Source organism: Aeromicrobium erythreum, assembly GCF_001509405.1.
Classification (GTDB): domain Bacteria; phylum Actinomycetota; class Actinomycetes; order Propionibacteriales; family Nocardioidaceae; genus Aeromicrobium; species Aeromicrobium erythreum.
In genome coordinates this window covers 2675544-2698195 of the sequence record NZ_CP011502.1, presented here as the reverse complement: position 1 = coordinate 2698195, position 22652 = coordinate 2675544, and the positions used below count along the sequence as shown (strand labels likewise).

The following is a 22652-nucleotide window of genomic DNA, read 5'->3' as shown; positions in this document are numbered from 1 at the left end:
TCCCGCGTCGGGGAGCGTGGTCAGGCGTGCTGGGCGCGCTCGACGGTGCGGACGATCGCCTCGACGATCTGGTCGTAGAGCTGGCTCGGGAGGTCGTGGGCCATGCCCTCGATCTCGACGTGCTCGGAGCCCCGCAGCGCCGCGGCCGTCGCCTTCCCGCCGGACCGGTGGACCAGCGGGTCGCGCGTGCCGTGGATGACGGTGGCGGGGACGTCGAGCCTGGCGAGGTCGGCCGTGCGGTCGGGCTGGGTCAGGATCGCCATCACCTGGCGCGTCACCCCGCTCGCCGACCAGCCGCGGTCGTAGGTCTCGTAGGCGCGGTCGCGCGCGAACTCGGGGTCGGTCGGGTAGTCCGGCGACGCGATCATCTGGGTGCCTCGCAGCGAGCGCTCCACGTACTCGTCGCGCGTGTGGCCGGCCTTGCTGAGCAGGGCGGGCAGCAGCTTGGGGTTCTGGTAGCCGACGGTGCGCCGGCCCGTGGTCGACATGATCGACACGAGCGAGCGCACCCGCTCGGGGTGCGCCACCGCCATCGTCTGGGCGATCATGCCGCCCATCGAGACGCCCACGACGTGCGCGGCCTCGACGTCGAGGTGGTCGAGCAGCCCGAAGGCGTCGTCGGCGAGGTCGCCGATCGTGTACGGCGGCGTGGTGAGGCCGACCAGCGCCTTCGCGAGGTCGATCCGGCTCACGCGGTGCTGGCGCAGCTTGGTGGAGCGGCCGGTGTCGCGGTTGTCGTAGCGCACGACGAACAGCCCGTGCGCGACGAGCTGCTCGCAGAACGCGACGTCCCACCACCCCATCGGGCCGCCGAGGCCCATGACCAGCAGCACGGGAGGGTCGGCGGGGTCGCCGAACGTCTCGTAGCAGAGGTCGATGCCCGACGGCAGGTGCGCGAACTGTTCTCCGGAGCCGGCCATGCAGGTGATGGTACGAGGAGTCGGGGGCTGGGGCAGGCCGGACGAGACCGGATACGGTCGTCGACGTGGCCACGCCCGAGGAGATCGTCCGCTTCGACGAGGTCGAGCCCCCGCCCGGGGCGTCACCGTGGGTCGAAGGGGCCGGGCCCGGACGCGACGTCGTCGTGGTCGAGCCCGACCCTGCCTGGACCGAGCAGGCTGCCCGGCTCGTCGACACCGTGGAGGCTGCGCTCGGCAGGACCGCCGTGAGCGTCGAGCACGTCGGGTCGACGTCGGTGCCGGGCCTCGCGGCCAAGCCGCTGCTCGACCTCCTCCTCGTGGTGCCCGACCCCGACGACGAGGACGCCTACGTGCCGGCGCTGGAGTCGCAGGGCTTCCGGCTCGTGGTCCGTGAGCCGTGGTGGCAGGGCCACCGTCTGCTGCGCCACCACGACACGCGCACCAACCTGCACGTCTTCCACGCGGACGGCGCGGAGGTCGCGCGCATGCGGATGTTCCGCGACTGGCTGCGCACCCACCCCGACGACCGCGACCTCTACGCCGACGCCAAGCGCGCCGCGTCGGCGGCGGCGCGCGACGCCGGCGAGCACGTCATGCAGTACAACGCCCGCAAGCAGGACGTGGTGCGCGCGATCCACGCCCGCATGTTCGCGGCGCACGGGTACCCCGTCTGACGCCGGTGCTCAGGAAGGTCTGCGGAACAGCGCGGTGAGCAGGAACGCCTCGCCGAAGCGACCCGTGCCCCGCTGCTCGCGCATGGGGCGGACCTCGACGGGCTCGAGGTCGTCGAAGATCCACCGCAGGTCGTCGGCGGTGAACGCGATCCCGCCCTCGAGCCCGCCGCGCAGGTAGAGCTGTTCGTCGGGCGCCCCCGTGCCCATGAAGCCGTCGTGGAAGCACACGACGCCGAACCAGCCGCCGGGAGCGAGCACGCGGTCGAGGAGGCGCCGGTAGGCGACGCGACGGTGGGGCGGCAGGTGGTGCAGGCAGCCGGAGTCGTACACGAGCTCGTAGGGCCCGGCGAGCACGTCGCCGACGCCGCCGAACGCGTCGCCCACGTGGTACCGCGGCGACGCGTTGGCGTGGTCCTCCTGCTCCCGCGCCCACGCGACCGCGGTCGCCGAGAGGTCGACGGCATCGACGGCGGCGCCGACGGACGTCAGGTAGCGGCTGTTGCGGCCCGTCCCGCAGCCGAGGTCGAGGGCGCGTCGGGGCCGCACCTCGCCCGCCTCGACCCAGGCGGCCAGGTTCTCGTCAGGGGCGTCGACGAAGAACGGCACGGGCCGGGACCGGTCGGTGTAGAAGTCGTCCCACCAGGCCGCGCCGGCGCCGTCGGTCCAGCGGTCGGCGGTCGACGTGAACAGGTCGTCCATGAGCGCGAGCACGTCGTCGACACTGCGCACGTGCCGCGCCCGTGGTCGCTCCTGCACCTCGACGCCCGACGTCGGCTCAGCGCTCGTAGTCGATGGCCGAGTAGGCCTTGAGCTTCGTCAGCTGGTGCTCGCTGGTGATCTTGCGGATCGTGCCGCTGCGCGAGCGCATCACGAGCGACTCGGTGAACGCCTTGCCCTTGGCGTAACGGACGCCGTCGAGCAGCTCGCCGTCGGTGATGCCGGTGGCGACGAAGAAGCAGTCGTCGGCGACGACGAGGTCGTCGGTGAGCAGCACCCGGTCGAGGTCGTGCCCGGCGTCGATCGCGCGCTGGCGCTCGTCGTCGTCGGTGGGCGCGAGCCGACCCTGGATGACACCGCCGATCGCCTTGATGGCGCAGGCCGTGATGATCCCCTCGGGCGTGCCGCCCGTGCCGACGAGCAGGTCGACGCCGGTGTCGGGGCGCGCCGCGACGATGGCACCGGCCACGTCGCCGTCGCTGATGAACTTGATGCGCGCACCCGCGTCGCGGATCTCCTGCACCAGGGCGGCGTGGCGGGGCCGGTCGAGCACGCAGACGGTGACGTCGCTGTTGCTGATGCCCTTGGCCTTGGCGACGAGGGCAATGTTCTTGGACACCGGGAGGCGGATGTCGACCTGGTCGGCGGCCTCCGGGCCGGCCACCAGCTTCTCCATGTAGAAGACGGCCGACGGGTCGTACATGGACCCGCGGGGCGCGACGGCCATGACCGAGATCGCGTTGGGCATGCCCTTCGCGCACAGGGTCGTGCCGTCGATCGGGTCGACCGCCACGTCGCACTCGGCGCCGGAGCCGTCGCCGACCTGCTCGCCGTTGAACAGCATGGGCGCCTCGTCCTTCTCGCCCTCGCCGATGACGACGACGCCGTCCATGGTGACGGTGTTGATGAGGCTCCGCATCGCGTTGACGGCGACGCCGTCGGCGCCGTTCTTGTCGCCGCGCCCGACCCAGCGACCGGCGGCCATGGCACCGGCCTCCGTGACACGGACGAGGTCCAGGGCGAGGTTGCGGTCCGGGGCTTGGGCGGCGGGCTGCAGGCTTTCCACGCTCCGCACCCTACCGGCGTCGGCGCCGGTCAGAGGCCGTGCACCTGCACTTCGCTCGCCTTGACCACCAGGTGGACGCGTCGACCGGGCTCCAGGAGCAGGTCGGCGACGGCGTCGACCGTCACGTCGGCACTGACGACGTCGGTGCGCACGAGTGCTCGCCGACCACGCGGCTCGACGGCCGTGACCGTGGCCGGCCAGACGTTGCGGGGGCTGCCGGCGGGCGCCTCCAGGTGCACGGCGACGGCGGCCGGGTCGAGCACGGCCACCGCGGGCGCCCCGGCCGGGGGCGTGGAGCCGGAGGCGTGGACGACGAGTCCCTCGGGCGTGTGCAGGCCCGGTGACGTCGCCGTGCCGCGCAGCAGGTTGAGCCCGGCGAGCTCGGCGGCGAAGACGCTGCGCGGCTGCTCGAGCACGCGCTGGGTGGGGCCGACGTCGACGACGCGGCCGTGCTCGACGACGGCCAGCGTGTCGGTGAGCAGCAGGGCGTCCAGCACGTCGTGGGTGACGAGCACGGCGGTGCGGCCGGCGTCGCGACGTCGACGCAGCACCTGCGCGAGGATCGTGCGCAGCTGCGGGACGACGGCGGCGTCGAGCGCGGCCATCGGCTCGTCGAGCAGCAGCACGCCAGGATCGGGGGCGAGAGCGCGCGCGAGGGCCACCCGCGCTGCCTGCCCGCCCGACAGCGTGCCGGGCCGCCGGTCGGCGAGGTCGGTGCACCCGAGCTCGGTCAGCCGGTCGTGGGCGATCCTCTCCGCCTCGGCGCGCGAGGCCCCACGGCTGCGCGGCCCGAAGGCGACGTTCGCGACGACGTCGAGGTGGGGGAACAGCAGCGGCTCCTGCGCGAGCAGCCCGACCCCGCGTGCGTACGGCGGCGTCCACCGACCCGTCGCGGTGTCGACGAGCACGTGGCCGTCGACCTCGAGGCGGGCGTGCGGGGGTCGCAGCGTGCCGGCGAGCGCCGCGAGCACGGTCGACTTGCCTGCGCCGTTGGGTCCGACCAGCCCCAGCGTGCTGCCGGCGGCGACGTCGAGCGCGAGGTCGACGTCGCGCTCGGGCACCTGCAGGCGCAGCGCGATGCTCATGAGCGACCCTCGCGGCCGCGCACGAGCACGATGACGAGCACGGCCACCACGACGAGCAGCAGGGAGAGCGCGACGGCGGCGTCGGGGTCGGTCTCGCGCTGCAGGTAGATCTCGAGCGGCAGCGTCCGCGTGACCCCCTGCAGGCTGCCCGCGAAGGTGATGGTGGCACCGAACTCCCCGAGCGCCCGCGCGAAGGCGAGGACCGCGCCCGACACAAGTCCGGGCAGGACGAGCGGCAGGCTGACCCGGCGCAGCACGGTCGAGGGCCGGGCCCCGAGCGTCGCCGCGACGGTCTCGTAGCGGTGCCCGGCGGTGCGCAGGCTGCCCTCGAGGCTGATGACCAGGAAGGGCAGCGCCACGAACGTCTGGGCGAGGACCACGGCCGTGGTCGAGAACGCGACTTGCACGCCGAGCACCTCGAGGCTCGACCCGAGCAGGCCGCGGCGCCCGAAGGTCGCGAGCAGGGCGATGCCGCCGACGACGGGCGGCAGGACGAGGGGCAGCAGGACGAACGCGCGCAGCAGGGCCTGCCCCGGGAACCGGGTGCGGGCGAGCACGAACGCCATCGGCACGCCCAGCAGCACGCAGAGCACGGTGGAGGCCGCGGCGGTGCGCAGGCTGAGCCACAGCGCCGCGCGCGACGACTCCGACGTCAGCAGCGCCGGGAGGTCCGACCAGTCGACGCGGGTGAGCAGCGCGACGACGGGCACGACCACGAGCGCGGCACCGAGCGCCGCGGGCAGCCAGACCCACCGGGGGAGGTCGCCGGCCGTGCGCTGGGTGCGTCGGGCCCCCGTGCCCCGCTGCACGTCGGGCGCGAGCGGCGCGCCCCCAGGGCTCACGGTCGGGCGAAGCCGGCCGCGCGCAGCACCTTCTGGCCCTGCGAGCCGGTCACCAGCTCGACCCAGTCGCGGGCCAGGCTGGGCTGCTTGGCGTCCGAGAGCACCGCGATCGGGTAGGTGTTGACGACCTGTGAGGCCTGCGGCACGTCGACGGTGCGGACGTCGTCGCCGGCGCCCTTCGCGTCGGTCACGTAGACGAGCCCGGCGTCGGCCTCGCCCGACGTCACCTTCGTGAGCACGTCGGTGACCGACTGCTCCTCGCTGTCGGGCGCCAGCGTGACGCCGGCGGCGGTGGCGAGCTTCTGCGCGGCGCTGCCGCAGGGCACCTGCGGCGCGCAGACCACGACGTCGAGGTCGGGGTCTGCGAGGTCGTCGAGCGACGTGACGTCGCCCGGGTTGTCCGGAGGCGTGACGATCACGAGCGTGTTCGACGCGAAGTCCTGGGGGTCGCCGGCCACGAGGTCGTCGCCGACGAGCGTGTCCATGTTCTTCTCGTCGGCGGAGGCGAAGACGTCCGCGGGCGCGCCCTCGCTGATCTGCGAGACGAGGTCGGAGGAGCCGCCGAAGCTCAGCTGCACGGTGACGCCCTCGTTCGCGGCCTCGAACTCCTTCGCCAGCTCGGTGAAGGTGCCCTTGAGCGACGCCGCGGCGTAGACGACGAGCGTGCTGTCGACGTCGGCCCGCGGGTCGACGGCGTCGTCGTTGCCGCACGCGGCGAGGGGGAGCAGCAGGGCAGCGGCGGCTGCGGCGGTCGCGAGCCTCTTCATGACGAGACCTCCAGGGAGACGTTGGTGGACTTGACGGTCGCCCAGGCGACGCTGCCGGGCTCGAGCCCGAGCGCCTCGACGGACTCACGGCTGACGAGGGAGACGACGCGGTACGGGCCGCAGACCAGCTCGACCTGCGCCATCACCGTGTCGGTGGTGATGCGGGTGACGATCCCGCGCAGATGGTTCCGGGCGCTCGTGTGCTCGGGCCCGTGGTCGGGCGTCGCCGCGTGCTCGGCGGCGAGACGCGCCAGCTCGGTGCCCTCGATGCCCGCCCGGCCGTCGACGTCGACCGGGCTGAACCGACCCTGCTGCTGCCAGCGACGTAGGGTGTCATCGCTGACGCCGATCAATGCTGCGGCGTCGGAGAGCTTGTGCACGACCATGCTGCGGAGCGTAGCCGCACTCGCGGCCGTGTGCCGATGAACGGGCCGCGTCTGCGGCGAGATCACTTCCTGGAGGACGCATGGCCGGCTCGAGTCGCGGCAACCCGAAGCTCGGCGACATCATCCGGTCGGTCGGCGTGCTCGGTGTCGGCCTGCTCGTCGTCTGGGGGGTGGCGCACCTCTTCTACGGCAACGCGCCGAAGGAGCCGCAGGTGCCGGCGGTCGACTACGCGGCGGTGCTGCCCGGGGCCGAGCGCGAGACGGGCGCCGACCTGCTCGCGCCCACGTCGCTGCCCGAGGGCTGGAAGGTGACGTCGTCGCGGGTGCGTGAGGAGGTGTGGAGCCTCGGCACGCTGACCGACGACCAGCGCTTCATCGGCATCCAGCAGGCGCCGGGCGCCGAGGAGGCCACGGTCGAGGAGCTGGTGCCGGGCAGCGAGCGCGTCGACGAGGTCGAGATCGGCGACCAGACCTGGACGCGCTGGTCGTCGCCCGACGACGAGACCACGTACTCGCGCGTGGTCCCGGGGCCGCGGGAGGACACGACCGCCGTCGTGACGAGCGACGTCGACCGCACGACGCTCGAGCGCTACGTCGCGTCGCTGTCCTGAGCCTCGTCGTCACCGCGGGCGGCGCGGTCGAGGCGCTCGCGCGCGCCGTCGAGCCAGCGCTGGCACACGGTGGCGAGCTGCTCGCCGCGCTCCCAGAGCGCGAGCGACTCCTCGAGGCCGACGCCGCCGGTCTCGAGGCGCTGCACCACGGACACCAGCTCCTCGCGAGCCTGCTCGTAGGAGAGGTCGAGGGTGGTGTCGGGCTCGGGCTCAGTCGGCATGCGGGGTCTCCTCGGTGCGGTCGGTCGTGACGTGGGCGCTGCCGTCGGCGAGGCGCACCACGAAGGCGGCGGGCACGTCGGCCACGGAGGTGAGCACGTGCCCGTCGGTGGTCTGCGCGACCGCGTAGCCGCGCTCGAGGGTGGCGAGCGGCGACAGCGCCCGCACGCGCGCGAGGTGGTGCCCGACGGTGTCGTGCTCACGGTCGAGCCGGTGCCGCAGGGCGCGGTCGGCGCGCTCGCGCAGGTGGGTGAGCGCGTCGTGCTGCGCGTCCACGAGCACGTGCGGCGCGGCGAGGACGGGGCGTGAGCGCAGCTGCGCCAGCCCGTGCGCCTCGCGGTCGACGAGGGTCGTGACCGCCCGACGCAGCCGCGAGCGGGCGTGGGCGAGCCGGTCCTGCTCCTCGGCGGCGTCGGGGACCACGCGCTTGGCGGCGTCGGTGGGCGTGGAGGCGCGGACGTCGGCGACGAGGTCGAGCAAGGGCGTGTCCTGCTCGTGGCCGATGGCGCTGACCACGGGCACCCGGCAGGCGTGCACCGCGCGCACGAGCGACTCGTCGGAGAACGGCAGGAGGTCCTCCAGCGACCCTCCGCCGCGGGCCACGACGAGCACGTCGACCTGGGGCGCGAGCTCCTGCACGGCGGCCACGACGTCGCGCGCCGAGCCGGCCCCCTGCATGAGGGCGTGCCGGACGACGAACCGGACGCCCGGCCACCGCAGGCGGGCGTTCTCGAGCACGTCGCGCTCGGCGGCCGAGGCGCGTCCGGTGACCAGCCCGACGGTGCCGGGCAGGAACGGCAGCGGCTTCTTGAGCCGGACGTCGAAGAGCCCCTCGGCGGCGAGCAGCTGCTTGCGTCGCTCGAGCTGGGCGAGCAGCTCGCCCTCGCCGGCGGGTCGGATCTCGCGCACCTGCAGGGTGAGCGAGCCGTTCGGCTCGTAGAACTCCGGCCGCGCGTGCACGACCACCCGCGCGCCCTCGGTGACGGGCGCGGCGGACGCGTCGAGGACGGACACGTGGCAGGTGGCGCGGATCGAGAGGGTGGCCCGCAGGTCGCGGAGGACGAGGAAGCAGACGCCGGGCCGTCGGGTCAGCTGCGCCACCTCGGCCTCGACCCAGATCGCCCCCAGCCGCCCCACCCATTGCCCGATCAGCGTCGACACCTGCCGCAGGGGCGCGGGGGAGTCCGCCGTCGTGTCGAGCGCCATGCGCCTCAGCCTAGGAGGTGGGAGATTCCCAGGTCGCCCTGGGAATCTCCACCGGGCACGGTTTCCTCAGCGGAGCACGGAATGCTCTCCGTGCTCCGCTGAGATTCCCGTGCCTCGACGAGGCGGTCGGCGGCTGGCGGGGTCGCGCCGACGGGCTCGCGGTCTGTCGCCGGTCGGTACGATGCACCTATGACGACCCACGTGGACCTCGGCATGCCCCCCGTCGGTGGGAGCGTGCTCCTCGCCGACCCGCGCGGCTACTGCGCCGGCGTGGACCGCGCGGTCATCACCGTCGAGAAGGCGCTCGACCTCTACGGGGCGCCGGTGTACGTCCGCAAGCAGATCGTCCACAACAAGCACGTCGTCAACACGCTGGCCGAGCGCGGAGCGGTGTTCGTCGAGGAGCTCGACGAGGTGCCCGAGGGCGCCACGGTCGTGTTCTCCGCCCACGGCGTGTCGCCGATGGTGCACGAGCAGGCCGCCGAGCGCGGTCTCAAGACGATCGACGCCACGTGCCCACTCGTCACCAAGGTCCACCACGAGGCCCGCCGTTTCGCCGCCGAGGACTACCGCATCCTGCTCATCGGACACGCGGGCCACGAGGAGGTCGAGGGCACTGCGGGCGAGGCGCCCGAGCACATCACCCTCGTCGAGAGCCCGGACGACGTCGACGCGCTCGAGTTCCCCGAGGGCACCCGGCTGTCGTGGCTCTCGCAGACCACCCTGAGCGTCGACGAGACGATGGAGACCGTCCGCCGGCTGCGCGAGAAGTTCCCGCAGCTGGAGGACCCGCCGTCCGACGACATCTGCTACGCCACCCAGAACCGCCAGGTCGCGGTCAAGGAGATCGCGAAGGACGCCGACCTCGTCATCGTCGTCGGGTCCTCGAACTCCTCGAACTCGGTGCGCCTGGTCGAGGTCGCGCTCGAGGCGGGCGCGTCGGCGTCCTACCGCATCGACGACGTCAGCGAGCTCCAGGAGGAGTGGCTCGACGGTGTCGAGACCGTCGGCGTGACGTCGGGAGCCTCGGTGCCCGACGACCTGGTCCAGGACGTCCTCACCTACCTCGCCGAGCACGGCCACCCCGACGCGGCCGCCGTGCGCACCGCCGACGAGACCCTCACCTTCGCCCTCCCGCCCGAGCTGCGCCGCGACATGAAGGCCGCCGGCAAGGTCTGAGACCGACGTGGTGGGCGGATGAGCAGACGGACCAGCACGGCCGCCCTGCTCCTCGCCGGCGACGAGGAGTACTGGCGGGCGTCCGGATGGCACCGCGGCGACGCGCCGGTCCGGTGGGGCTCGGTGTCGAAGGTCCTGACGGCCGGGCTGGCCCACGCGATGGTCGAGCGCGGCACGTGGGCCTGGGACACGAGGGTCGAGGAGGTGCTTGACTCGACGTCGCCGATCACCGTGGCCGAGCTCGTCCGGCATCGGTCGGGGCTGCCGCGCACTGCGCCAGGTCAGCGCCGCGAGCTCCTCGATCCCTACCGGCGGTGGACGCGAGAGCGGTTCGATCACGACGTGCTGCCCGAGCTCGACGCGCTCGTCGACCAGCGTCGTCGGGTGGTGGGCGAGTACTCCAACCTCGGCTACGCGGTGCTGACGCGGATGCTGAAGGAGGTCGGCGGACCGTGGCTGGAGCAGGTGCGGAGCACGCTCGTCGAGCCGGCCGGTCTCGACCCGACCGCGTTCGACGTCGCCCGGAGGACCGGTGAGCGTGACGACGTCGTCGAGGCGCTGAGCATCTGGGGCCGCCCCCTCGACGAGTGGGTGATCGGCGACGGCCCGTTCGTCGGGGCGGCGGGTCTCGTGGCCACCCTCGACGACATGGCGGCGCTCGTGCGGGCCTCGGCCGACGGCGGCCTGCTCGATCCCTCTCGGCAGCCCCACGCATGGCGGGTGGACGACGGCCTGGCCGTCCACCACGGCGCTCTCATGCGCTGCGGTGCGGTGGTGGCGTGGCGTCCCGCCACAGGGATCGTGGGGGTGGCCAGCGCCGTCGGCGGACGGGCGGCCTTCGCCGACCGAAGGGCGGCGGACGTGCTGGACCAGCTGGCGTCCGCAGCGGCGTCTGAGGAGGGGGAGATGTCATGAGCGAGCACCGCATGGCCTGGCTGGTGACCACCGACGACGCGGTGGCGGTCGGCGACCCGTGGCGCGATCACGTGCTGCTCACGACCGAGGGGCTCGTGCACCGACGGCTCGACGTCGATGCCGAGGCGATGGTCGACGAGGCGACGTGGTCGTGGGCCGACGTCACCGACCTGCTCGTGTCCGCGCCGACGAGTCGCACGTCGAAGCCCGGACTCTGGGCCTTTCTCAGGGCTGCGGCAGCTGAGGCCACAGGTTGGGGCAGCACCCTGTCGTCGGTCGAGGTGGCGGTGCGCATCGTTCATGCCGATGGCACCGACGCGCTGCTGCTCCTCGACGGCCACACGGGGGGCGGGTACCCCGCCGAGGACCAGGAGGAGGCGCACGCCATGTTGCGGCGCGTGCTGGAGGACCCCGGCACTCTCCCGCAGATTCGGAACCTCATCGCCCAGCCTGACGCGTGAGGTGGGCGATGAGGTTCCGAAACGGGGCTAGCGGCGGTCGGGTCGCACCACCAGCGCGGTGCCGCCACCGCGACGCTGCGGCTCGGCGACGGCGGTGAGGCGGCCGCGGCGGTCCTGCTCGATCGCAGCCACCGCGCCGATCTCCGCCTGCGACGTGAACGCGTCGCCCGACGGCGTCAGCTGCTGGCCGAAGGGGGCGAGCAGCCCGCCGTACTGCTCGATGAAGGCCGGCTCGGCGGGCGTGACGGCCGCGTTGCGCTGCGACGCGCGTGGCGCGGCGACCGCCTGCGGCAACGTCATGCCGAGGTCGATGCGGTTGAGCAGCACCTGCAGCACCGTCGTGATGATGGTGGCACCGCCCGGTGAGCCGACCACGTACTTCACCCGGCCGCGGTCGAGCACGATCGTCGGCGACATCGACGAGCGCGGCCGCTTGCCGGGCTCGATCCGGTTCGGGTCCTTCGGGTCGTACACGGCCGTGAAGTCGGTGAGCTCGTTGTTGAGCAGGAACCCGCGCCCCGGCACCGTGATCGCCGAGCCGCCGGTCTGCTCGATGGTCAACGTGTAGGACGCGGCGTTGCCCCAGCGGTCGACGACCGAGAGGTGGGTGGTGGAGATGTTCTCGGTGTCCGGCTTCTCCTCGGCGGCCCGGGTGGTGCAGGGGTCGCCGTCGAGCGCTCCCGCCGCCACCGGCCGCTGCGACGCCTGCGTGGGGTCGATGGAGCAGGCCCGCGAGTCGGCGAAGCGCTGGCTGAGCAGGGTGCGGACGGGGACGTCGGGGACGTCGCCCACGTACGCCGCGCGGTCGGCGAACGCCCGCGCCGACGCCTCGAGGAACAGGTGCAGCGACGAGCCGAGGCGGGCGCCGCCGCCCAGGCGGTAGCCCTCGAGGATGTTCAGCGCCTCGCCGACGGCGATGCCGCCCGACGACGACGGGGCCATGCCGTACACGTCGAGACCGCGGTACCGCGCGTGGGTCGGCGCCTGGCGGTCGACCCGGTACGTCGCGAGGTCACGCTCGGTCAGGGAGCCGGGAGGTGCCGGCAGGTCGGACGCGGGGTCCTTCGGCGGCGCCTGGACCGTGCGCGCGACGTCGCGGGCGACGGACCCGGTGTAGAAGGCGCGCGGCCCCTTCGCCGCGATCAGCGACAGCGTGCGGGCCAGCTCGGGGTTGCGGAAGGTGCTGCCGACCTGGGGCGCGTCGCCGCCGGGCAGGAACAGCCGGGCGGTGTCGGGGAAGGCCGCGAACCGGTCCTTGTTGTCGAGCGTCTGGCTGCGGAACGTCCGGTCGACCATGAACCCCCGCTCGGCGAGCTTGATGGACGGGGCGAGCGCCTGGCGCAACGACCAGCGACCGTGGTCGCGTAGGGCGGCCTCCCAGGTGGCGGGGGTGCCTGGCACGCCGACGGCTACGCCGGAGGAGACGAGCTCGGGCGTGAACCGGTACGGCTTGCCGGTGGAGGGGTCGATGAATGCGTCGCGCGTGATGCCGGCGGGCGCGGTCTCGCGACCGTCGATGGTGCTGACCTTCTTGCGCTTGGCGTCGTAGTAGACGAAGTAGCCGCCGCCCCCGATGCCCGCGCTGTACGGCTCCGTCACACCGAGCGCGGACGCGGTGGCGACCGCGGCGTCGGCCGCGTTGCCACCGCGACGCAGCACCTCCAGACCCACCTTCGAGGCCTCCGCGTCGACGGAGGCCACGGCACCGCCGGACCCGTAGGCGGTCGGCGACGCCACAGGTGGTCGCGACGGCCGCGGCCCGGCGTCGGCGGGTGTCGTGGTGGCGACGAGCGCGCTGGCCGCGAGAGCTCCTGCGGCGAGCCCGGTCACGGCGCGGACGGTCAGTCGTGCGGTCATGGTGCGGCCTCTTCCCCCGAGGACGGCCCGGTGCGGGCCCGGTCCGCCCCACGGTAGGCAGTAGGTCGGACACGGGCAACTGGTCCCCACGGTCCCGCATCGGTCCTACGCTGGGCCCGACCCCAGGAGGAGATCATGAACGAGCTGCACCTGACGACCACGCTGGAGCCGCGTGGGCCCGCCGCCGCGATCGTCCTGTCCGACGAGCAGGTCGCCGTGCTCGGTGACGCGAAGGCCTTCCCCGTGGTCGTGACGATCGGCGCCTCGACCGCGCGCCTGCGGCTCGCCCGCATGGGTGGCGAGAACCTCGTGGGCCTCAGCAAGGCGGCGCGCGCCGAGCTCGGTGTGGAGGTGGGGCAGGAGGTCGACGTCGTGCTGCGCCCCGACGACGCGCCGCGCGAGGTCGAGGTGCCTGCGGCCCTGGCCGAGGCGCTCGACGCTGCCGGTCTGCGGGCCGCTTTCGACGCCCTGGCCCCGTCGCGACGCAAGGAGCACGCTCGCAGCGTGGCCGACGCGAAGGGTGACGACACCCGCGCGCGCCGCGTGCAGAAGGTGCTCGACGCCCTCAGCGGCTGAGCATCGCGACGATCGTGAAGCTGGCCGCGAGCCGCTCCGGTCGGTCGGTGAGCCGGTGCTCGCCCGGGAGGTCGGGGTGCGGCGACATGAACCCGGGCAGCGGCACCCAGGGCACGGAGTCGTGCTCGAGGACGGTCTCCAGCGTCATCCCGTGGGCGAGCAGCGCGGTGAGGATCTCGGCGAGGCCGTGCGACCACTCGTGCGACGGCAGCCCCGGCAGCGAGTGGTCGTCGGGGTCGACGTAGGACGCGGTGTCGGTGAAGACCAACGGCCGCACGTGCTCGGCGTACGGGTAGACCATCTCGATCCGCCCGTCGACGACCTCGAGCGTGCCGAGCATCGGGTGGCAGTCGCGGAAGACCAGGCGTCCACCCGGGCGCAGCAGCGCCGCGACGGTGGCCGCCCAGCGGTCGATGCTCGGGAGCCAGCACACGGCGCCGATACCGGTGTAGACGACGTCGAAGGCGCCGCGTCCCAGGACGTCGGGCGCGGCGTGCACGTCGGACTCGACGTAGGTGATCTCGGCACCGACGTCGGCCGCGAGGCGTCGGGCCTCGTCGAGGGAGGCGGGGGAGAGGTCGAGGCCGGTGACGCGTCCGCCGAGCCGGTGCAGGCTGAGGGTGTCGGTGCCGATGTGGCACTGCAGGTGGACGACGTCGAGCCCGGTGATGTCGCCGAGCCGCGGCTGGTCGAAGCGGACGACGTCGCTGATGGCGTGCGGGTCGCGGCGGTACCGGTCGAGGTCGTAGGACGTCGAGGCGGCGTGTCGCGCGGCGCGGCTGTCCCACATGGCTCGGTTGAGCCGCTGGTACTCCTCCACGTCAACGCATCCGGCGGGTGCGGCGGGGGTGGTGCGGGTCGAGGAGGATGCGCGCGACGATGGTCAGCAGCGCGAGCCCGTGGCCCACGAGGAGCGTGACGCCCCGGTCGATCGTGCCGGTGAGCGTGCGACCGAACCAGCCGGTGCCCTCCGGCAGCCCCGCGACCTCGACCGCGTCGGGCGACAGCGCGGCCGCGAGCCCCACGCACACGACCAGCAGGATCGGTGGCAGCACGCCTGCGGGCAGCAGCGAGCGGACGTCGATCGCGAGCGGCACGGTGACCGCGGTGAGCACGAAGCCCACCGAGAACACCGCACCGAGCCGACCGTCGGTGCTGACGTCGAGCAGCGTGACGAGCAGCAGCGCCACGAACGCGAGCAGGATCGTCCGGCGGGCCCCGACGTCGTTGGGGGCCAGCCCGACGCGTGTGGTTGCCACGGTGGCGGCCATGGACCCGACGCTAGGCCATGACGCCGACAGAACCGTGGCAACGCGCTGGAACGGCGGGCGTCAGGCGTGTCCGGGCGAGCCGCCCGCGACGGTGTAGCTCCAGAGCTCGCTGTGCGAGGCGACCGGCTGGGGCTCCTCGCCGCCGGCACGCTCGGACTCCGACCGGTGCCCGTGCGCGAACGCCGGGGACTGCAGCCAGGCCTGGAACGACTCCTCGTCGCGCCAGCGGGTGACGACGAGCCACTGCTCGCGGTCGTCGGTCGGCTTCAGCAGCTCGAAGCCCTCGAAGCCCTCCGACCCGTCCACGGCACCGGCGCGGGCGGCGAACCGGTGCGCCAGCTCGTCGCCGTTCTCGGCGGGGACGGTGATCGCGTTGATCTTGATGACGGTCATGGGCCCATCGTCGCACCGGCGTCCACGCCCGCAGGGCGCGGATAGGCTCGGCGCATGCTTCCCGACCGCGTCGAGACGGAGCGGTTGCTGCTGCGGCCGTTCGAGCCGGACGACGCCGGTGCGCTGTTCGGCTGGTTCTCGCTGCCGGAGGTGGCTCGGTGGAGCGGCACCGGCGAGCCCATGCGCGACGTCGCGGAGGCAGAGGCGCGGATCGCGCGCATGCCGGAACGAGCCGGCTCGCACCCGGCGGCCGGGATCCTCGCGGTCTGTCCCGACGAGGCGCTGCCCCCGGTGGGCATGGTGATGCTCGTGCCGATCCCCGCCTCGGCAGGCCGGGAGCGCGGCCACGGTGCGGGCGACTGGGAGGTCGGCTGGCACCTGCACCCGCGCGCCTGGGGCAGGGGCTACGCGACCGAGGCGGCGTCGGCGCTCCTGGAGCGTGCCGCGTCGGCCGGGCTGCCCCGCGTGGTCGCGGTGACGCATCCGGACAACGCACCCTCGCAGGCGGTCTGCCGCCGGCTCGGCATGAGCGACCTCGGACTGCGCGACGACTGGTACGACCGCACGCTGCGTGCCTTCGCCCTGCCTCTCCCGGCGGTCGGGACCCCCGCCCCGCACCAGTAGGCTGGTGCCTCGTGGCACTCAGCATCGGCATCGTCGGACTCCCCAACGCGGGCAAGTCGACCCTCTTCAACGCCCTGACCAAGAACGACGTCCTCGCGGCGAACTACCCGTTCGCGACGATCGAGCCGAACGTCGGCGTGGTCGGCGTCCCCGACTCCCGGCTCGACAAGCTCGCGGAGATCTTCGGGTCGGCCAAGATCCTGCCCGCGACGGTCCAGTTCGTCGACATCGCCGGCATCGTGCGCGGTGCGTCGGAGGGCGAGGGCATGGGCAACGCGTTCCTGTCGCACATCCGCGAGTCCGACGCGATCTGCCAGGTCACCCGCGTGTTCCGCGACGAGGACGTCACGCACGTCGACGGCAAGGTCGACCCGGGCAGCGACATCGAGACCATCTCGACCGAGCTGATCCTCGCCGACCTGCAGACCGTCGAGAAGGCGGTGCCGCGCCTGGAGAAGGAGTCGCGCAAGGACAAGGAGCTCGTCGCGCAGCTGGAGGAGGCCCGCAAGGCCCAGACCGCGCTGGAGTCGGGCACGGGCGTGCTGAACGCGGGTCTCGACCTCGCGCTGCTGCGTGACCTGCACCTGCTGACCGCGAAGCGGTTCCTGTTCGTGTTCAACTGCGACGCCGACGAGCTGGCCGACGAGGCCCTCAAGCAGAAGATGCGCGACCTCGTCGCCCCCGCCGAGGCCGTGTTCCTCGACGCGAAGAGCGAGGCCGAGCTGGTCGAGCTCGGCGACGACGAGGAGGCCGAGGCGATGCGTGCGGAGATGCTCGCCGAGATGGGCGTGGAGGAGCCGGGCCTCGACGCGCTGGCCCGCGTCGGCTTCGCGACCCTCGGCCTGCAGACCTACCTGACGGCGGGCCCGAAGGAGGCGCGCGCCTGGACGATCAAGCAGGGCGCGACCGCCCCCGAGGCCGCCGGCGTCATCCACACCGACTTCCAGAAGGGCTTCATCAAGGCCGAGATCGTCTCCTTCGACGACCTCGTCGCCGCCGGGTCGATGAACGACGCCAAGGCAGCCGGCAAGGTCCGGATGGAGGGCAAGGACTACGTGATGGCCGACGGCGACGTGGTGGAGTTCCGCTTCAACGTGTGAGCCACGGATGGTCGAGGTCGAGCACGGCTGGCCGGCTCGCGTCGACGGATGGCAGGTCGCGTCTCGCTGCTATCATCGTTGATAGCAGCGAAGGGTAGGTGGTCGCGGTGACCTCGATCGTGGTCCGCGGGCTGGAGGAGTCCGTCAAGAAGCGTCTCGCCGAGCAGGCGCGGGAGAACGGCAGGTCGATGGAGGCGGAGGCCCGCGACATCCTCACGCGAGGCACACGTCGCCCCCACATCGGGCTCGCCCTGCTGCGGGCGGGGCAGGAGGCGGGCGGGTTCGACGACGTCGAGCTGCCGGGTCGCACCGACGAGGCCCGCGCGGCGGACCTCGAGTGATCGTCCTCGACACCAACGTCGTCTCCGAGGCCCTGCGGCGTCAGCCCGACGAGCGCGTGCTCGCGTGGCTGGAGTCGCTGACCGACGACGTCGCCATCACGGCGGTCACCCTCGCCGAGCTGCTGGCAGGCGTGCGCAGGCTGCCGGCCGGTCGGCGCCGCACGAGCCTCTCGGTCGCGATCGACGCCGCGGTCGAGCCGTACCGCGAGACGCGGGCGATCCTGCCGTTCGACGACGCCGCTGCCGGCGAGTACGCGGAGGTGCTGGCGACGCGCGAGCGCGACGGTCGCCCCATCCACACGGCGGATGCGCAGATCGCCGCGATCTGCCGCGTCGCGAGCGCCACCTGCGCGACGCGGAACGTCGCCGACTTCGACGGCACCGGAATCCGGCTCCTCGACCCCTGGACTGCCTGACTCAGCGGTGCGACGCTCGTCCCATGAGCCGCCCACCGGTCCAGGCCGTCCCGATCCTGCGCGTCCTCGACGTCGACGCGTCACTGCCCTGGTGGATGCGGCTCGGTTTCGCCGAGGAGTTCCGCCACGTCTTCGAGCCCGGCCTGCCGCGGTTCGTCGGCGTCGCGCGCGACGGGTGCCGGGTGTACCTGTCCGAGCACGCGGGTGACGCGCCCGGGCCGGCGCTGGTCTACCTGTGGGTGCCCGACGTCGACCGGATCGCCGCCGACCTGGGCGCCGACGTCGAGCAGGTTCCCTGGGCGCGGGAGTGCGAGGTCACCGACCCCGACGGCAACCGGGTCCGGGTGGCGACGGCGACCTGAACCCGGTGACGGACGCAAGGTTCTGCGCCTGTGCGCGCCGGTCCGAACGATGCTGCGTTCGCGGCTGTTTCCCTCTCGAGCAAGCGTGGCCTCTGACTCAACGCTGCATCAGCTCCTCGGGAGAGGACGCCGTCGCAGCAGGGCAGCGAGGAGGGTCGGATCGTCACACGTGAAGGTCTTGTGTCCGTTCCGGGCTGGCGAAGCCATGGATCGCTGCTTCGCCGGCCTGGCTGACGTTGGCAACTGATCACTCTATCCTCGCGCCATTGCTCCAAAGCCGCAGCGACGCAGTCGTTCTGTCTGTTGGAGGCGTAGACCGGGCTGCTTATCGACGCGCGGCAGTCGAGACGACAACAACCGCCACAACGAGTTGTGGCGGTTGTTTGAGAATAGCAACGCCCGTAGGACGCAAGCTTCTAGCCGCCTTGGAGGCGACCGGACTACTGTACCGGTCATGCCAGCAGTTAAGCAAAGGGACTCGCCCGATGCGAGTGAGTCATCTCGATCCGTATCTGACTCGGTCGTCTTCTGGCTCGTGACCGCGGCCTTGGTGCTTGCCGGTGGTACTTGCACGCTTCTAGCGCTTGTTCTGCCGGAGGCACAGGTGATCGCTCGTGCGGTCACGACTACGCTGGGCGTGCTGCTGACGGCGGTTGGAGGCATCTACGCGTCCTACGCGTTGACCAGATCCTCTACGGCGCGCGAAATCGAGGCCAGCTACAACGGCTACCTGACGAGTGCGGCTATCAGCATCGCGCATGTGTACTCGACCCTGCAGCACGCCACAGCCTCCAGAAGGTCAGGGGCATACGTACACGAAGAGACTTACCAAGAAGCAATCATCATGAGCGCGGAAGCACTGCTAACCCAGTTCGACGCGGTTACCCGCCTCAGTGGCTCGGTCGGCGACGGGTTGGTCGAGAAGAAGCAGGAGCTCGACTCTATGAGAGCCGGCCTCTTCGAGCGCACGTCTGGAACCGTGGAAGCTATGGTCTCACTGGACCTACGCGGCCGCACACCAACACCCGAGCCCGTCAACACCCGCTGCCCGCGGTGCTCCACCCGCGTGGCATCGCTGCTTGCCCTCCGAGCGGGCTGGACAAGCAAGACAACCTGCAGTCACTGTCGTGCCACTTTCAATGTCCACCGACGTAGCGACATGAGTGTTTACGCCGGCCGTGTCCATGGCGAAGCGCCGTCGTCCCGCTCGGTCTCTGAGGCCGAATCCGGCATGACTTGCGACGGGACAGTCGAGGGTCAAATGCCTGCGGCCAGAAAAGAGGTCCACGAAGGCGATCCTTCGAAGACGGTCGCTGAGCCCCGGAAGCAATCTTTCACGTGCCCTAGTTGCGGAACCGTCATTGCTGGCTCCTTCCAGCGTGCTTCAGGACGAAGAGAGTTTCTGCGTACCTGTCTTCGTTGCTTCCAGTTTATTGAGTTGGACGCTGCGACACTCGACGTAGTTGGATCCCAGCAGGTGTCGTTGCATGCAGGCGCAGTGGTTGGTCGCGAGGCTAGCTATGCTCTGACGCCTTGCCCAGAGGACGATTTTCAGTTGCGCGCCTCCTTCAGTGTGGAGAAAGATGAGCGCTGGTTCGCGGTGTGCGTTCCCCATCGGCGCATAGTGGCCATCGAGCGGTCCGACTATGCCTCTTGGCTGCATCGAGAGGATCCTGAGTACTACCAACAGCGATCGGCCTATGAGCAGAGCGGTGGCAAGCGGATCATCTCGCCGGCACTCATAGAGGACGACCAAGCTTACGCAGAGTAGTTTGCACCGCGCCTGCTTTCGAATTTCCCCAAGTGAAGGCCATCTCGAATCGACATCGGTCCGGCATCATTTGACGCCCTGCCTCCGCCGCGCGAGCAGCTGCTCGACGAGGATGTCGCCGTGCCCGGCGTGGCGAGCGAGCTCGGCGATCATGTGGGCGTAGACGTAGCGCAGCGAGACGGGTCCGTCGTGCCACGGCCAGGTCTCGTCGAGGTCGTGGGCGGCGGCGACGGCGCGGGAGATGTCGCACGCCTCGTCGAAGTCGGCGCGGACCGATGCGATGGTGTCGTCGTTGGTGAGCACGAAGCTGTCGGCCGGTGCGGCGGGGAGGCCGAGACGCTCGCGCGGGACGCCCGCCACCCGGGAGTGGAACCAGACGCGCTCGACGAACACCGCGTGCTTGACGAGCCCGAGCACCGTGGTCGCCGACGGCACCAGCCGGGTGCGCGCCTCGGTGTCGTCGACCTCGTCGAGCAGCAGCGCGATCTCCGCCCGCTGCACGTCGAGCAGCCCCTCGAGCACGGAACGTTCGTCGGCGGTGTGCAGGCTCATGGCGTCACGGTACGACCGGCGAGGGCTCGACGACCAGGTGCGAGGATGGTCGACGCCATGACGACCGCACCCTCCACCGTCCCCGTCCTCATCCACACCGACGGCGGCTGCAAGCCGAACCCGGGCCCGGGAGGCTGGGGTGCCGTGCTGCGCTACGGCTCGCACGTCCGGGAGATGTGCGGTGGCGAGCGCGAGAGCACGACCAACAACCGCATGGAGCTGATGGCACCGATCATGGCGCTGGAGACGCTCAACCGACCCTCCACGGTGCACCTGTTCACCGACAGCGCCTACGTGCGCGGCGGCATCACGTCGTGGATGACGGGCTGGGAGCGCAACGGGTGGCGCACCTCGACGAAGCAGCCGGTCAAGAACGTCGACCTCTGGAAGCGGCTCAAGCAGGCCTGCGAGCGGCACGAGCTGGAGTGGTTCTGGGTCAAGGGGCACTCGGGCGTCCCCGACAACGAGCTGGCCGACCAGCTCGCGACGCGCGGCCTGCGCGAGGCCATGCGCGTCTGAGGAGGGGCTGCGTCAGCGACGACGGCCGTTGGCGCGCAGCGCGTCCAACGCCTGCGCACCGACGAACACGTAGAAACCGAGCGTGCTGGCGACGATCGTGCGGGCGGTGGTCATGACTCGACGGTAGGCCGGTTTCGTGACGTGCGCCTCTCGAGCGCCTCGCGACGGGTGGAGCACCCCACGCGACGAGCCCTGCGTCGAGGGCCTCAGTCGTCCTCGGGCGGCCGGGTGAGCCGGATCGAGCGAGGGGATCCGTCGGGGTTGCGCCGCACCTGGCCGTGCCGCAGCTCGTCGTCCTCGTCGGGGGAGGGCATCACGTGGGCAGCACGCTTCTGACGTTCGAGCTCCTCGGCGGCGTCGGCGCGCGACGGGCTGAAGAAGTTGTCCATGACGCCCATGCCGTTGCCCATGGTGCCGAGACCGTCGCGACCGCCGGGCTGGTCGAGGGAGCGCTGGAACAGCCACAGCCCCACGACGAGCGCGACCAGCACGCCCACCCCGAACAGCACGACGCCGACCCACTCCATGGCGCGAGCCTACGCGGGGCCGGCGACCGCGGCAGGCGTGCCGACGGTCACGACGTCGCGCGACGTCGGCCGGCGGGTCGGGCCGGGGTCAGCGGCTCGTCCTCCGCAGGCGGGGCCAGGGCGACGGCGATGGCCGTGGTCACCGGGACGGCGAGGACAAGCCCGATCGCGCCGACGAGGGTGCGGACGATCTCCTGGCCGAGCTCCTCGGTGGTCGCCATCTCCCCGAGGGGTCGCGAGTAGGCGGAGATGAGCAGCAGCACCGTCATGGCCGAGCCGGCGTAGGCGAAGACGAGCGTGTAGACGCTCGAGGCGATGTGGTCGCGGCCGATCCGCATGGCCGACATGAACAGCTCCCGGGCGCGGGCGGTGGGCTGCAGGGCCCGCATCTCCCACACCGCGCTCGCCTGGGTGACGGTCACGTCGTTCAGGACGCCGAGCCCGGCGATCACCATGGTCGCGGCCACGACGCCGGACATGGAGAGGGTCGGCACGGTGGCCACGAGCGTGCGGTCGTCCTCGGAGCCGATGCCCGTGAGGCTGGCCCAGTCGGTCGCGAGCGCCCCCATCAGCGCGGTGCCGATGATGCCGAAGTAGGTGCCGAAGAGCGCGCTGGTCGTGCGGATGCTCACGCCATGGGCCAGGTAGAGCACGACCGTCATGATCACCGTCGAGCCGACGATGGCCACCGGGAGGGCCGACTTCCCCGCGAGCAGGGCGGGCAGGATGAACTGCATCAGCGCGACCAGCGTGACGCCGATGCCGACGAGCGCGAAGAGGCCGCGCCACCGCGCGACGGCCACCACGAGGACCGCGAACGCGATCGCCAGCGCCTGCAGCGGGAAGGTGCGCTGGAAGTCGTAGAACTCGAACGTCGCCGGCTGGCCCTGGGGTGCGATGCGCAGCACCTCGATCTCGTCGCCCGTGTCGATCCCGGCCTGGTAGCGCGCGGAGTCGAGGGTGAACGTGGCGTCGCCGTCGTCGGTCTCGGCGGTCACCTTGGCGCAGTCGCCGTCGACGGTGGGCTGGTTGTCCGGCCCCACGCCGCCGGACCCGCAGTCGAACGGCTTGACCGCGGTGACGGTGCCGTCGAGCAGGGTCACGCCCTCGCCGCTGAGGGGGTTGGGTGCCTTGGGCACCTGCGACGACGACGGCCAGAGCACGACCATCGCGACGATCGCGGCCACCGAGATGGCGCCGACCACGACGGCGAGCGTCGCGGCGAGGCCCTGACGGGGCGGTCCGACGTCGAGGTCGTCGTGGGAGTGTGCGTGTCCGTGAGCCACGGGGGATAG

29 protein-coding genes are annotated in these 22652 nt (G+C 72.1%); 13 read left to right on the top strand and 16 right to left on the bottom strand.

Annotated features, from left to right (window positions below):
* Positions 1-20: 20 nt before the first annotated feature.
* Positions 21-920, bottom strand: coding sequence for an alpha/beta fold hydrolase (locus Aeryth_RS12790; RefSeq protein WP_067859345.1), 900 nt, complete (start codon positions 918-920; stop codon positions 21-23).
* Positions 921-985: 65 nt separating this feature from the next.
* Between Aeryth_RS12790 and Aeryth_RS12785 the strand changes: the two genes are divergently transcribed.
* Positions 986-1594, top strand: coding sequence for a GrpB family protein (locus tag Aeryth_RS12785; RefSeq protein WP_067859342.1), 609 nt, complete (start codon positions 986-988; stop codon positions 1592-1594).
* 9 nt (positions 1595-1603) lie between these two features.
* On the opposite strand, the gene Aeryth_RS12780 is transcribed toward Aeryth_RS12785, so the two are convergent.
* Genes Aeryth_RS12780 through Aeryth_RS12755 form a run of 6 tightly spaced genes read right to left on the bottom strand, consistent with a single transcriptional unit; the run spans position 1604 to position 6457 of the window.
* Positions 1604-2323: a class I SAM-dependent methyltransferase gene (locus tag Aeryth_RS12780; protein WP_236749738.1), complete on the bottom strand. Its 720-nt coding sequence runs from the start codon at positions 2321-2323 to the stop codon at positions 1604-1606.
* 46 nt (positions 2324-2369) lie between these two features.
* Entirely contained in the window at positions 2370-3377 is a 1008-nt protein-coding gene (gene glpX / locus Aeryth_RS12775) for a class II fructose-bisphosphatase (RefSeq protein WP_144433772.1), read from the bottom strand.
* 29 nt (positions 3378-3406) lie between these two features.
* Entirely contained in the window at positions 3407-4462 is a 1056-nt protein-coding gene (locus Aeryth_RS12770; protein ID WP_067859339.1) for a sulfate/molybdate ABC transporter ATP-binding protein, read from the bottom strand.
* The gene (locus tag Aeryth_RS12765) at positions 4459-5304 is read right to left on the bottom strand and encodes an ABC transporter permease (RefSeq protein WP_335338723.1); all 846 of its coding nucleotides are present in this window, start codon (positions 5302-5304) and stop codon (positions 4459-4461) included. The genes Aeryth_RS12770 and Aeryth_RS12765 overlap by 4 nt, the downstream gene beginning before the upstream one ends.
* Positions 5301-6071 (bottom strand): molybdate ABC transporter substrate-binding protein, encoded by a 771-nt coding sequence (modA, locus tag Aeryth_RS12760; RefSeq protein ID WP_067859336.1) that lies wholly within the window; start codon positions 6069-6071, stop codon positions 5301-5303. The genes Aeryth_RS12765 and modA overlap by 4 nt, the downstream gene beginning before the upstream one ends.
* Complete coding sequence (locus Aeryth_RS12755) at positions 6068-6457, bottom strand: TOBE domain-containing protein (RefSeq protein WP_067859333.1); 390 nt, start codon at positions 6455-6457, stop codon at positions 6068-6070. The genes modA and Aeryth_RS12755 overlap by 4 nt, the downstream gene beginning before the upstream one ends.
* 80 nt (positions 6458-6537) lie before the next feature.
* Here Aeryth_RS12755 and Aeryth_RS12750 point away from each other — a divergent pair, with 80 nt between their 5' ends.
* Positions 6538-7068 (top strand): DUF4245 domain-containing protein, encoded by a 531-nt coding sequence (locus Aeryth_RS12750; protein ID WP_067859331.1) that lies wholly within the window; start codon positions 6538-6540, stop codon positions 7066-7068.
* On the opposite strand, the gene Aeryth_RS12745 is transcribed toward Aeryth_RS12750, so the two are convergent.
* Positions 7047-7289: an exodeoxyribonuclease VII small subunit gene (locus Aeryth_RS12745; RefSeq protein ID WP_067859329.1), complete on the bottom strand. Its 243-nt coding sequence runs from the start codon at positions 7287-7289 to the stop codon at positions 7047-7049. The two genes, Aeryth_RS12750 and Aeryth_RS12745, sit on opposite strands and share 22 nt — an antisense overlap.
* On the bottom strand, positions 7279-8493 hold the full coding sequence (gene xseA / locus Aeryth_RS12740) for an exodeoxyribonuclease VII large subunit (protein ID WP_067859327.1): 1215 nt from the start codon (positions 8491-8493) through the stop codon (positions 7279-7281). Before xseA ends, Aeryth_RS12745 begins: the two co-directional genes overlap by 11 nt.
* Positions 8494-8682: 189 nt before the next feature.
* On the opposite strand from xseA, the gene Aeryth_RS12735 reads away from it, so the two are divergent.
* The 3 genes from Aeryth_RS12735 to Aeryth_RS12725 are packed head-to-tail and all read left to right on the top strand — an operon-like array spanning position 8683 to position 11048.
* Positions 8683-9672 carry a 4-hydroxy-3-methylbut-2-enyl diphosphate reductase gene (locus Aeryth_RS12735; RefSeq protein WP_067859325.1) on the top strand — a complete coding sequence of 330 codons (990 nt, stop codon included), beginning with the start codon at positions 8683-8685 and terminating at the stop codon, positions 9670-9672.
* 18 nt (positions 9673-9690) lie between these two features.
* Positions 9691-10587 (top strand): serine hydrolase domain-containing protein, encoded by an 897-nt coding sequence (locus tag Aeryth_RS12730; RefSeq protein ID WP_067859323.1) that lies wholly within the window; start codon positions 9691-9693, stop codon positions 10585-10587.
* A complete protein-coding gene (locus Aeryth_RS12725) occupies positions 10584-11048 on the top strand; it encodes a hypothetical protein (protein WP_067859321.1) in 465 nt (154 codons plus the stop codon). Before Aeryth_RS12730 ends, Aeryth_RS12725 begins: the two co-directional genes overlap by 4 nt.
* Before the next feature lie 27 nt (positions 11049-11075).
* On the opposite strand, the gene ggt is transcribed toward Aeryth_RS12725, so the two are convergent.
* Positions 11076-12905: a gamma-glutamyltransferase gene (gene ggt, locus Aeryth_RS12720; RefSeq protein ID WP_067859319.1), complete on the bottom strand. Its 1830-nt coding sequence runs from the start codon at positions 12903-12905 to the stop codon at positions 11076-11078.
* Positions 12906-13040: 135 nt separating this feature from the next.
* Here ggt and Aeryth_RS12715 point away from each other — a divergent pair, with 135 nt between their 5' ends.
* On the top strand, positions 13041-13481 hold the full coding sequence (locus tag Aeryth_RS12715; RefSeq protein WP_067859317.1) for a YdeI/OmpD-associated family protein: 441 nt from the start codon (positions 13041-13043) through the stop codon (positions 13479-13481).
* On the opposite strand, the gene Aeryth_RS12710 is transcribed toward Aeryth_RS12715, so the two are convergent.
* The 3 genes from Aeryth_RS12710 to Aeryth_RS12700 are packed head-to-tail and all read right to left on the bottom strand — an operon-like array spanning position 13471 to position 15145.
* Positions 13471-14301, bottom strand: a complete 831-nt coding sequence (locus tag Aeryth_RS12710; RefSeq protein ID WP_067859313.1) for a class I SAM-dependent methyltransferase — start codon at positions 14299-14301, stop codon at positions 13471-13473. The two genes, Aeryth_RS12715 and Aeryth_RS12710, sit on opposite strands and share 11 nt — an antisense overlap.
* A 1-nt stretch (position 14302) precedes the next feature.
* A complete protein-coding gene (locus Aeryth_RS12705; protein WP_067859310.1) occupies positions 14303-14752 on the bottom strand; it encodes a DUF6542 domain-containing protein in 450 nt (149 codons plus the stop codon).
* A 60-nt stretch (positions 14753-14812) separates the two neighbouring features.
* The gene (locus Aeryth_RS12700) at positions 14813-15145 is read right to left on the bottom strand and encodes an antibiotic biosynthesis monooxygenase family protein (RefSeq protein WP_067859307.1); all 333 of its coding nucleotides are present in this window, start codon (positions 15143-15145) and stop codon (positions 14813-14815) included.
* A 54-nt stretch (positions 15146-15199) separates the two neighbouring features.
* On the opposite strand from Aeryth_RS12700, the gene Aeryth_RS12695 reads away from it, so the two are divergent.
* The 6 genes from Aeryth_RS12695 to Aeryth_RS17695 all read left to right on the top strand — a co-directional run bounded on the left by Aeryth_RS12695 (position 15200) and on the right by Aeryth_RS17695 (position 19759).
* On the top strand, positions 15200-15769 hold the full coding sequence (locus Aeryth_RS12695; protein ID WP_083516436.1) for a GNAT family N-acetyltransferase: 570 nt from the start codon (positions 15200-15202) through the stop codon (positions 15767-15769).
* A gap of 11 nt (positions 15770-15780) precedes the next feature.
* Positions 15781-16869: a redox-regulated ATPase YchF gene (ychF, locus tag Aeryth_RS12690; protein ID WP_067859303.1), complete on the top strand. Its 1089-nt coding sequence runs from the start codon at positions 15781-15783 to the stop codon at positions 16867-16869.
* A gap of 107 nt (positions 16870-16976) precedes the next feature.
* Complete coding sequence (locus tag Aeryth_RS12685) at positions 16977-17210, top strand: FitA-like ribbon-helix-helix domain-containing protein (protein ID WP_067861765.1); 234 nt, start codon at positions 16977-16979, stop codon at positions 17208-17210.
* Positions 17207-17626, top strand: coding sequence for a type II toxin-antitoxin system VapC family toxin (locus Aeryth_RS12680; RefSeq protein WP_067859301.1), 420 nt, complete (start codon positions 17207-17209; stop codon positions 17624-17626). Before Aeryth_RS12685 ends, Aeryth_RS12680 begins: the two co-directional genes overlap by 4 nt.
* Positions 17627-17649: 23 nt before the next feature.
* Positions 17650-17988 carry a glyoxalase superfamily protein gene (locus Aeryth_RS12675; protein WP_067859298.1) on the top strand — a complete coding sequence of 113 codons (339 nt, stop codon included), beginning with the start codon at positions 17650-17652 and terminating at the stop codon, positions 17986-17988.
* 604 nt (positions 17989-18592) lie between these two features.
* Entirely contained in the window at positions 18593-19759 is a 1167-nt protein-coding gene (locus tag Aeryth_RS17695; RefSeq protein ID WP_144433770.1) for a hypothetical protein, read from the top strand.
* A 66-nt stretch (positions 19760-19825) separates the two neighbouring features.
* Here Aeryth_RS17695 and Aeryth_RS12665 read toward each other — a convergent pair whose 3' ends face one another.
* Positions 19826-20311, bottom strand: a complete 486-nt coding sequence (locus tag Aeryth_RS12665; RefSeq protein ID WP_067859292.1) for a DinB family protein — start codon at positions 20309-20311, stop codon at positions 19826-19828.
* Between the two features lie 57 nt (positions 20312-20368).
* Between Aeryth_RS12665 and rnhA the strand changes: the two genes are divergently transcribed.
* On the top strand, positions 20369-20830 hold the full coding sequence (gene rnhA / locus Aeryth_RS12660; RefSeq protein ID WP_067861763.1) for a ribonuclease HI: 462 nt from the start codon (positions 20369-20371) through the stop codon (positions 20828-20830).
* A 206-nt stretch (positions 20831-21036) separates the two neighbouring features.
* Here rnhA and Aeryth_RS12655 read toward each other — a convergent pair whose 3' ends face one another.
* Positions 21037-21357, bottom strand: a complete 321-nt coding sequence (locus Aeryth_RS12655) for a hypothetical protein (RefSeq protein ID WP_067859289.1) — start codon at positions 21355-21357, stop codon at positions 21037-21039.
* Between the two features lie 47 nt (positions 21358-21404).
* A complete protein-coding gene (locus tag Aeryth_RS12650; protein WP_144433769.1) occupies positions 21405-22643 on the bottom strand; it encodes a YibE/F family protein in 1239 nt (412 codons plus the stop codon).
* Between the last annotated feature and the right edge of the window lie 9 nt (positions 22644-22652).

What these genes read in the sequence shown, in the direction of transcription:
- Aeryth_RS12790 (WP_067859345.1), bottom strand. Translation starts at nt 920, where the DNA reads ATGGCCGGCTCCGGAGAACAGTTCGCGCACCTGCCGTCGGGCATCGAC.
- Aeryth_RS12770 (WP_067859339.1), bottom strand. Translation starts at nt 4,462, where the DNA reads ATGAGCATCGCGCTGCGCCTGCAGGTGCCCGAGCGCGACGTCGACCTC.
- modA (WP_067859336.1), bottom strand. Translation starts at nt 6,071, where the DNA reads ATGAAGAGGCTCGCGACCGCCGCAGCCGCCGCTGCCCTGCTGCTCCCC.
- Aeryth_RS12755 (WP_067859333.1), bottom strand. Translation starts at nt 6,457, where the DNA reads ATGGTCGTGCACAAGCTCTCCGACGCCGCAGCATTGATCGGCGTCAGC.
- Aeryth_RS12750 (WP_067859331.1), top strand. Translation starts at nt 6,538, where the DNA reads ATGGCCGGCTCGAGTCGCGGCAACCCGAAGCTCGGCGACATCATCCGG.
- Aeryth_RS12745 (WP_067859329.1), bottom strand. Translation starts at nt 7,289, where the DNA reads ATGCCGACTGAGCCCGAGCCCGACACCACCCTCGACCTCTCCTACGAG.
- xseA (WP_067859327.1), bottom strand. Translation starts at nt 8,493, where the DNA reads ATGGCGCTCGACACGACGGCGGACTCCCCCGCGCCCCTGCGGCAGGTG.
- Aeryth_RS12735 (WP_067859325.1), top strand. Translation starts at nt 8,683, where the DNA reads ATGACGACCCACGTGGACCTCGGCATGCCCCCCGTCGGTGGGAGCGTG.
- Aeryth_RS12730 (WP_067859323.1), top strand. Translation starts at nt 9,691, where the DNA reads ATGAGCAGACGGACCAGCACGGCCGCCCTGCTCCTCGCCGGCGACGAG.
- Aeryth_RS12725 (WP_067859321.1), top strand. Translation starts at nt 10,584, where the DNA reads ATGAGCGAGCACCGCATGGCCTGGCTGGTGACCACCGACGACGCGGTG.
- ggt (WP_067859319.1), bottom strand. Translation starts at nt 12,905, where the DNA reads ATGACCGCACGACTGACCGTCCGCGCCGTGACCGGGCTCGCCGCAGGA.
- Aeryth_RS12715 (WP_067859317.1), top strand. Translation starts at nt 13,041, where the DNA reads ATGAACGAGCTGCACCTGACGACCACGCTGGAGCCGCGTGGGCCCGCC.
- Aeryth_RS12705 (WP_067859310.1), bottom strand. Translation starts at nt 14,752, where the DNA reads ATGGCCGCCACCGTGGCAACCACACGCGTCGGGCTGGCCCCCAACGAC.
- Aeryth_RS12700 (WP_067859307.1), bottom strand. Translation starts at nt 15,145, where the DNA reads ATGACCGTCATCAAGATCAACGCGATCACCGTCCCCGCCGAGAACGGC.
- Aeryth_RS12695 (WP_083516436.1), top strand. Translation starts at nt 15,200, where the DNA reads ATGCTTCCCGACCGCGTCGAGACGGAGCGGTTGCTGCTGCGGCCGTTC.
- Aeryth_RS12675 (WP_067859298.1), top strand. Translation starts at nt 17,650, where the DNA reads ATGAGCCGCCCACCGGTCCAGGCCGTCCCGATCCTGCGCGTCCTCGAC.
- Aeryth_RS12665 (WP_067859292.1), bottom strand. Translation starts at nt 20,311, where the DNA reads ATGAGCCTGCACACCGCCGACGAACGTTCCGTGCTCGAGGGGCTGCTC.
- rnhA (WP_067861763.1), top strand. Translation starts at nt 20,369, where the DNA reads ATGACGACCGCACCCTCCACCGTCCCCGTCCTCATCCACACCGACGGC.
- Aeryth_RS12655 (WP_067859289.1), bottom strand. Translation starts at nt 21,357, where the DNA reads ATGGAGTGGGTCGGCGTCGTGCTGTTCGGGGTGGGCGTGCTGGTCGCG.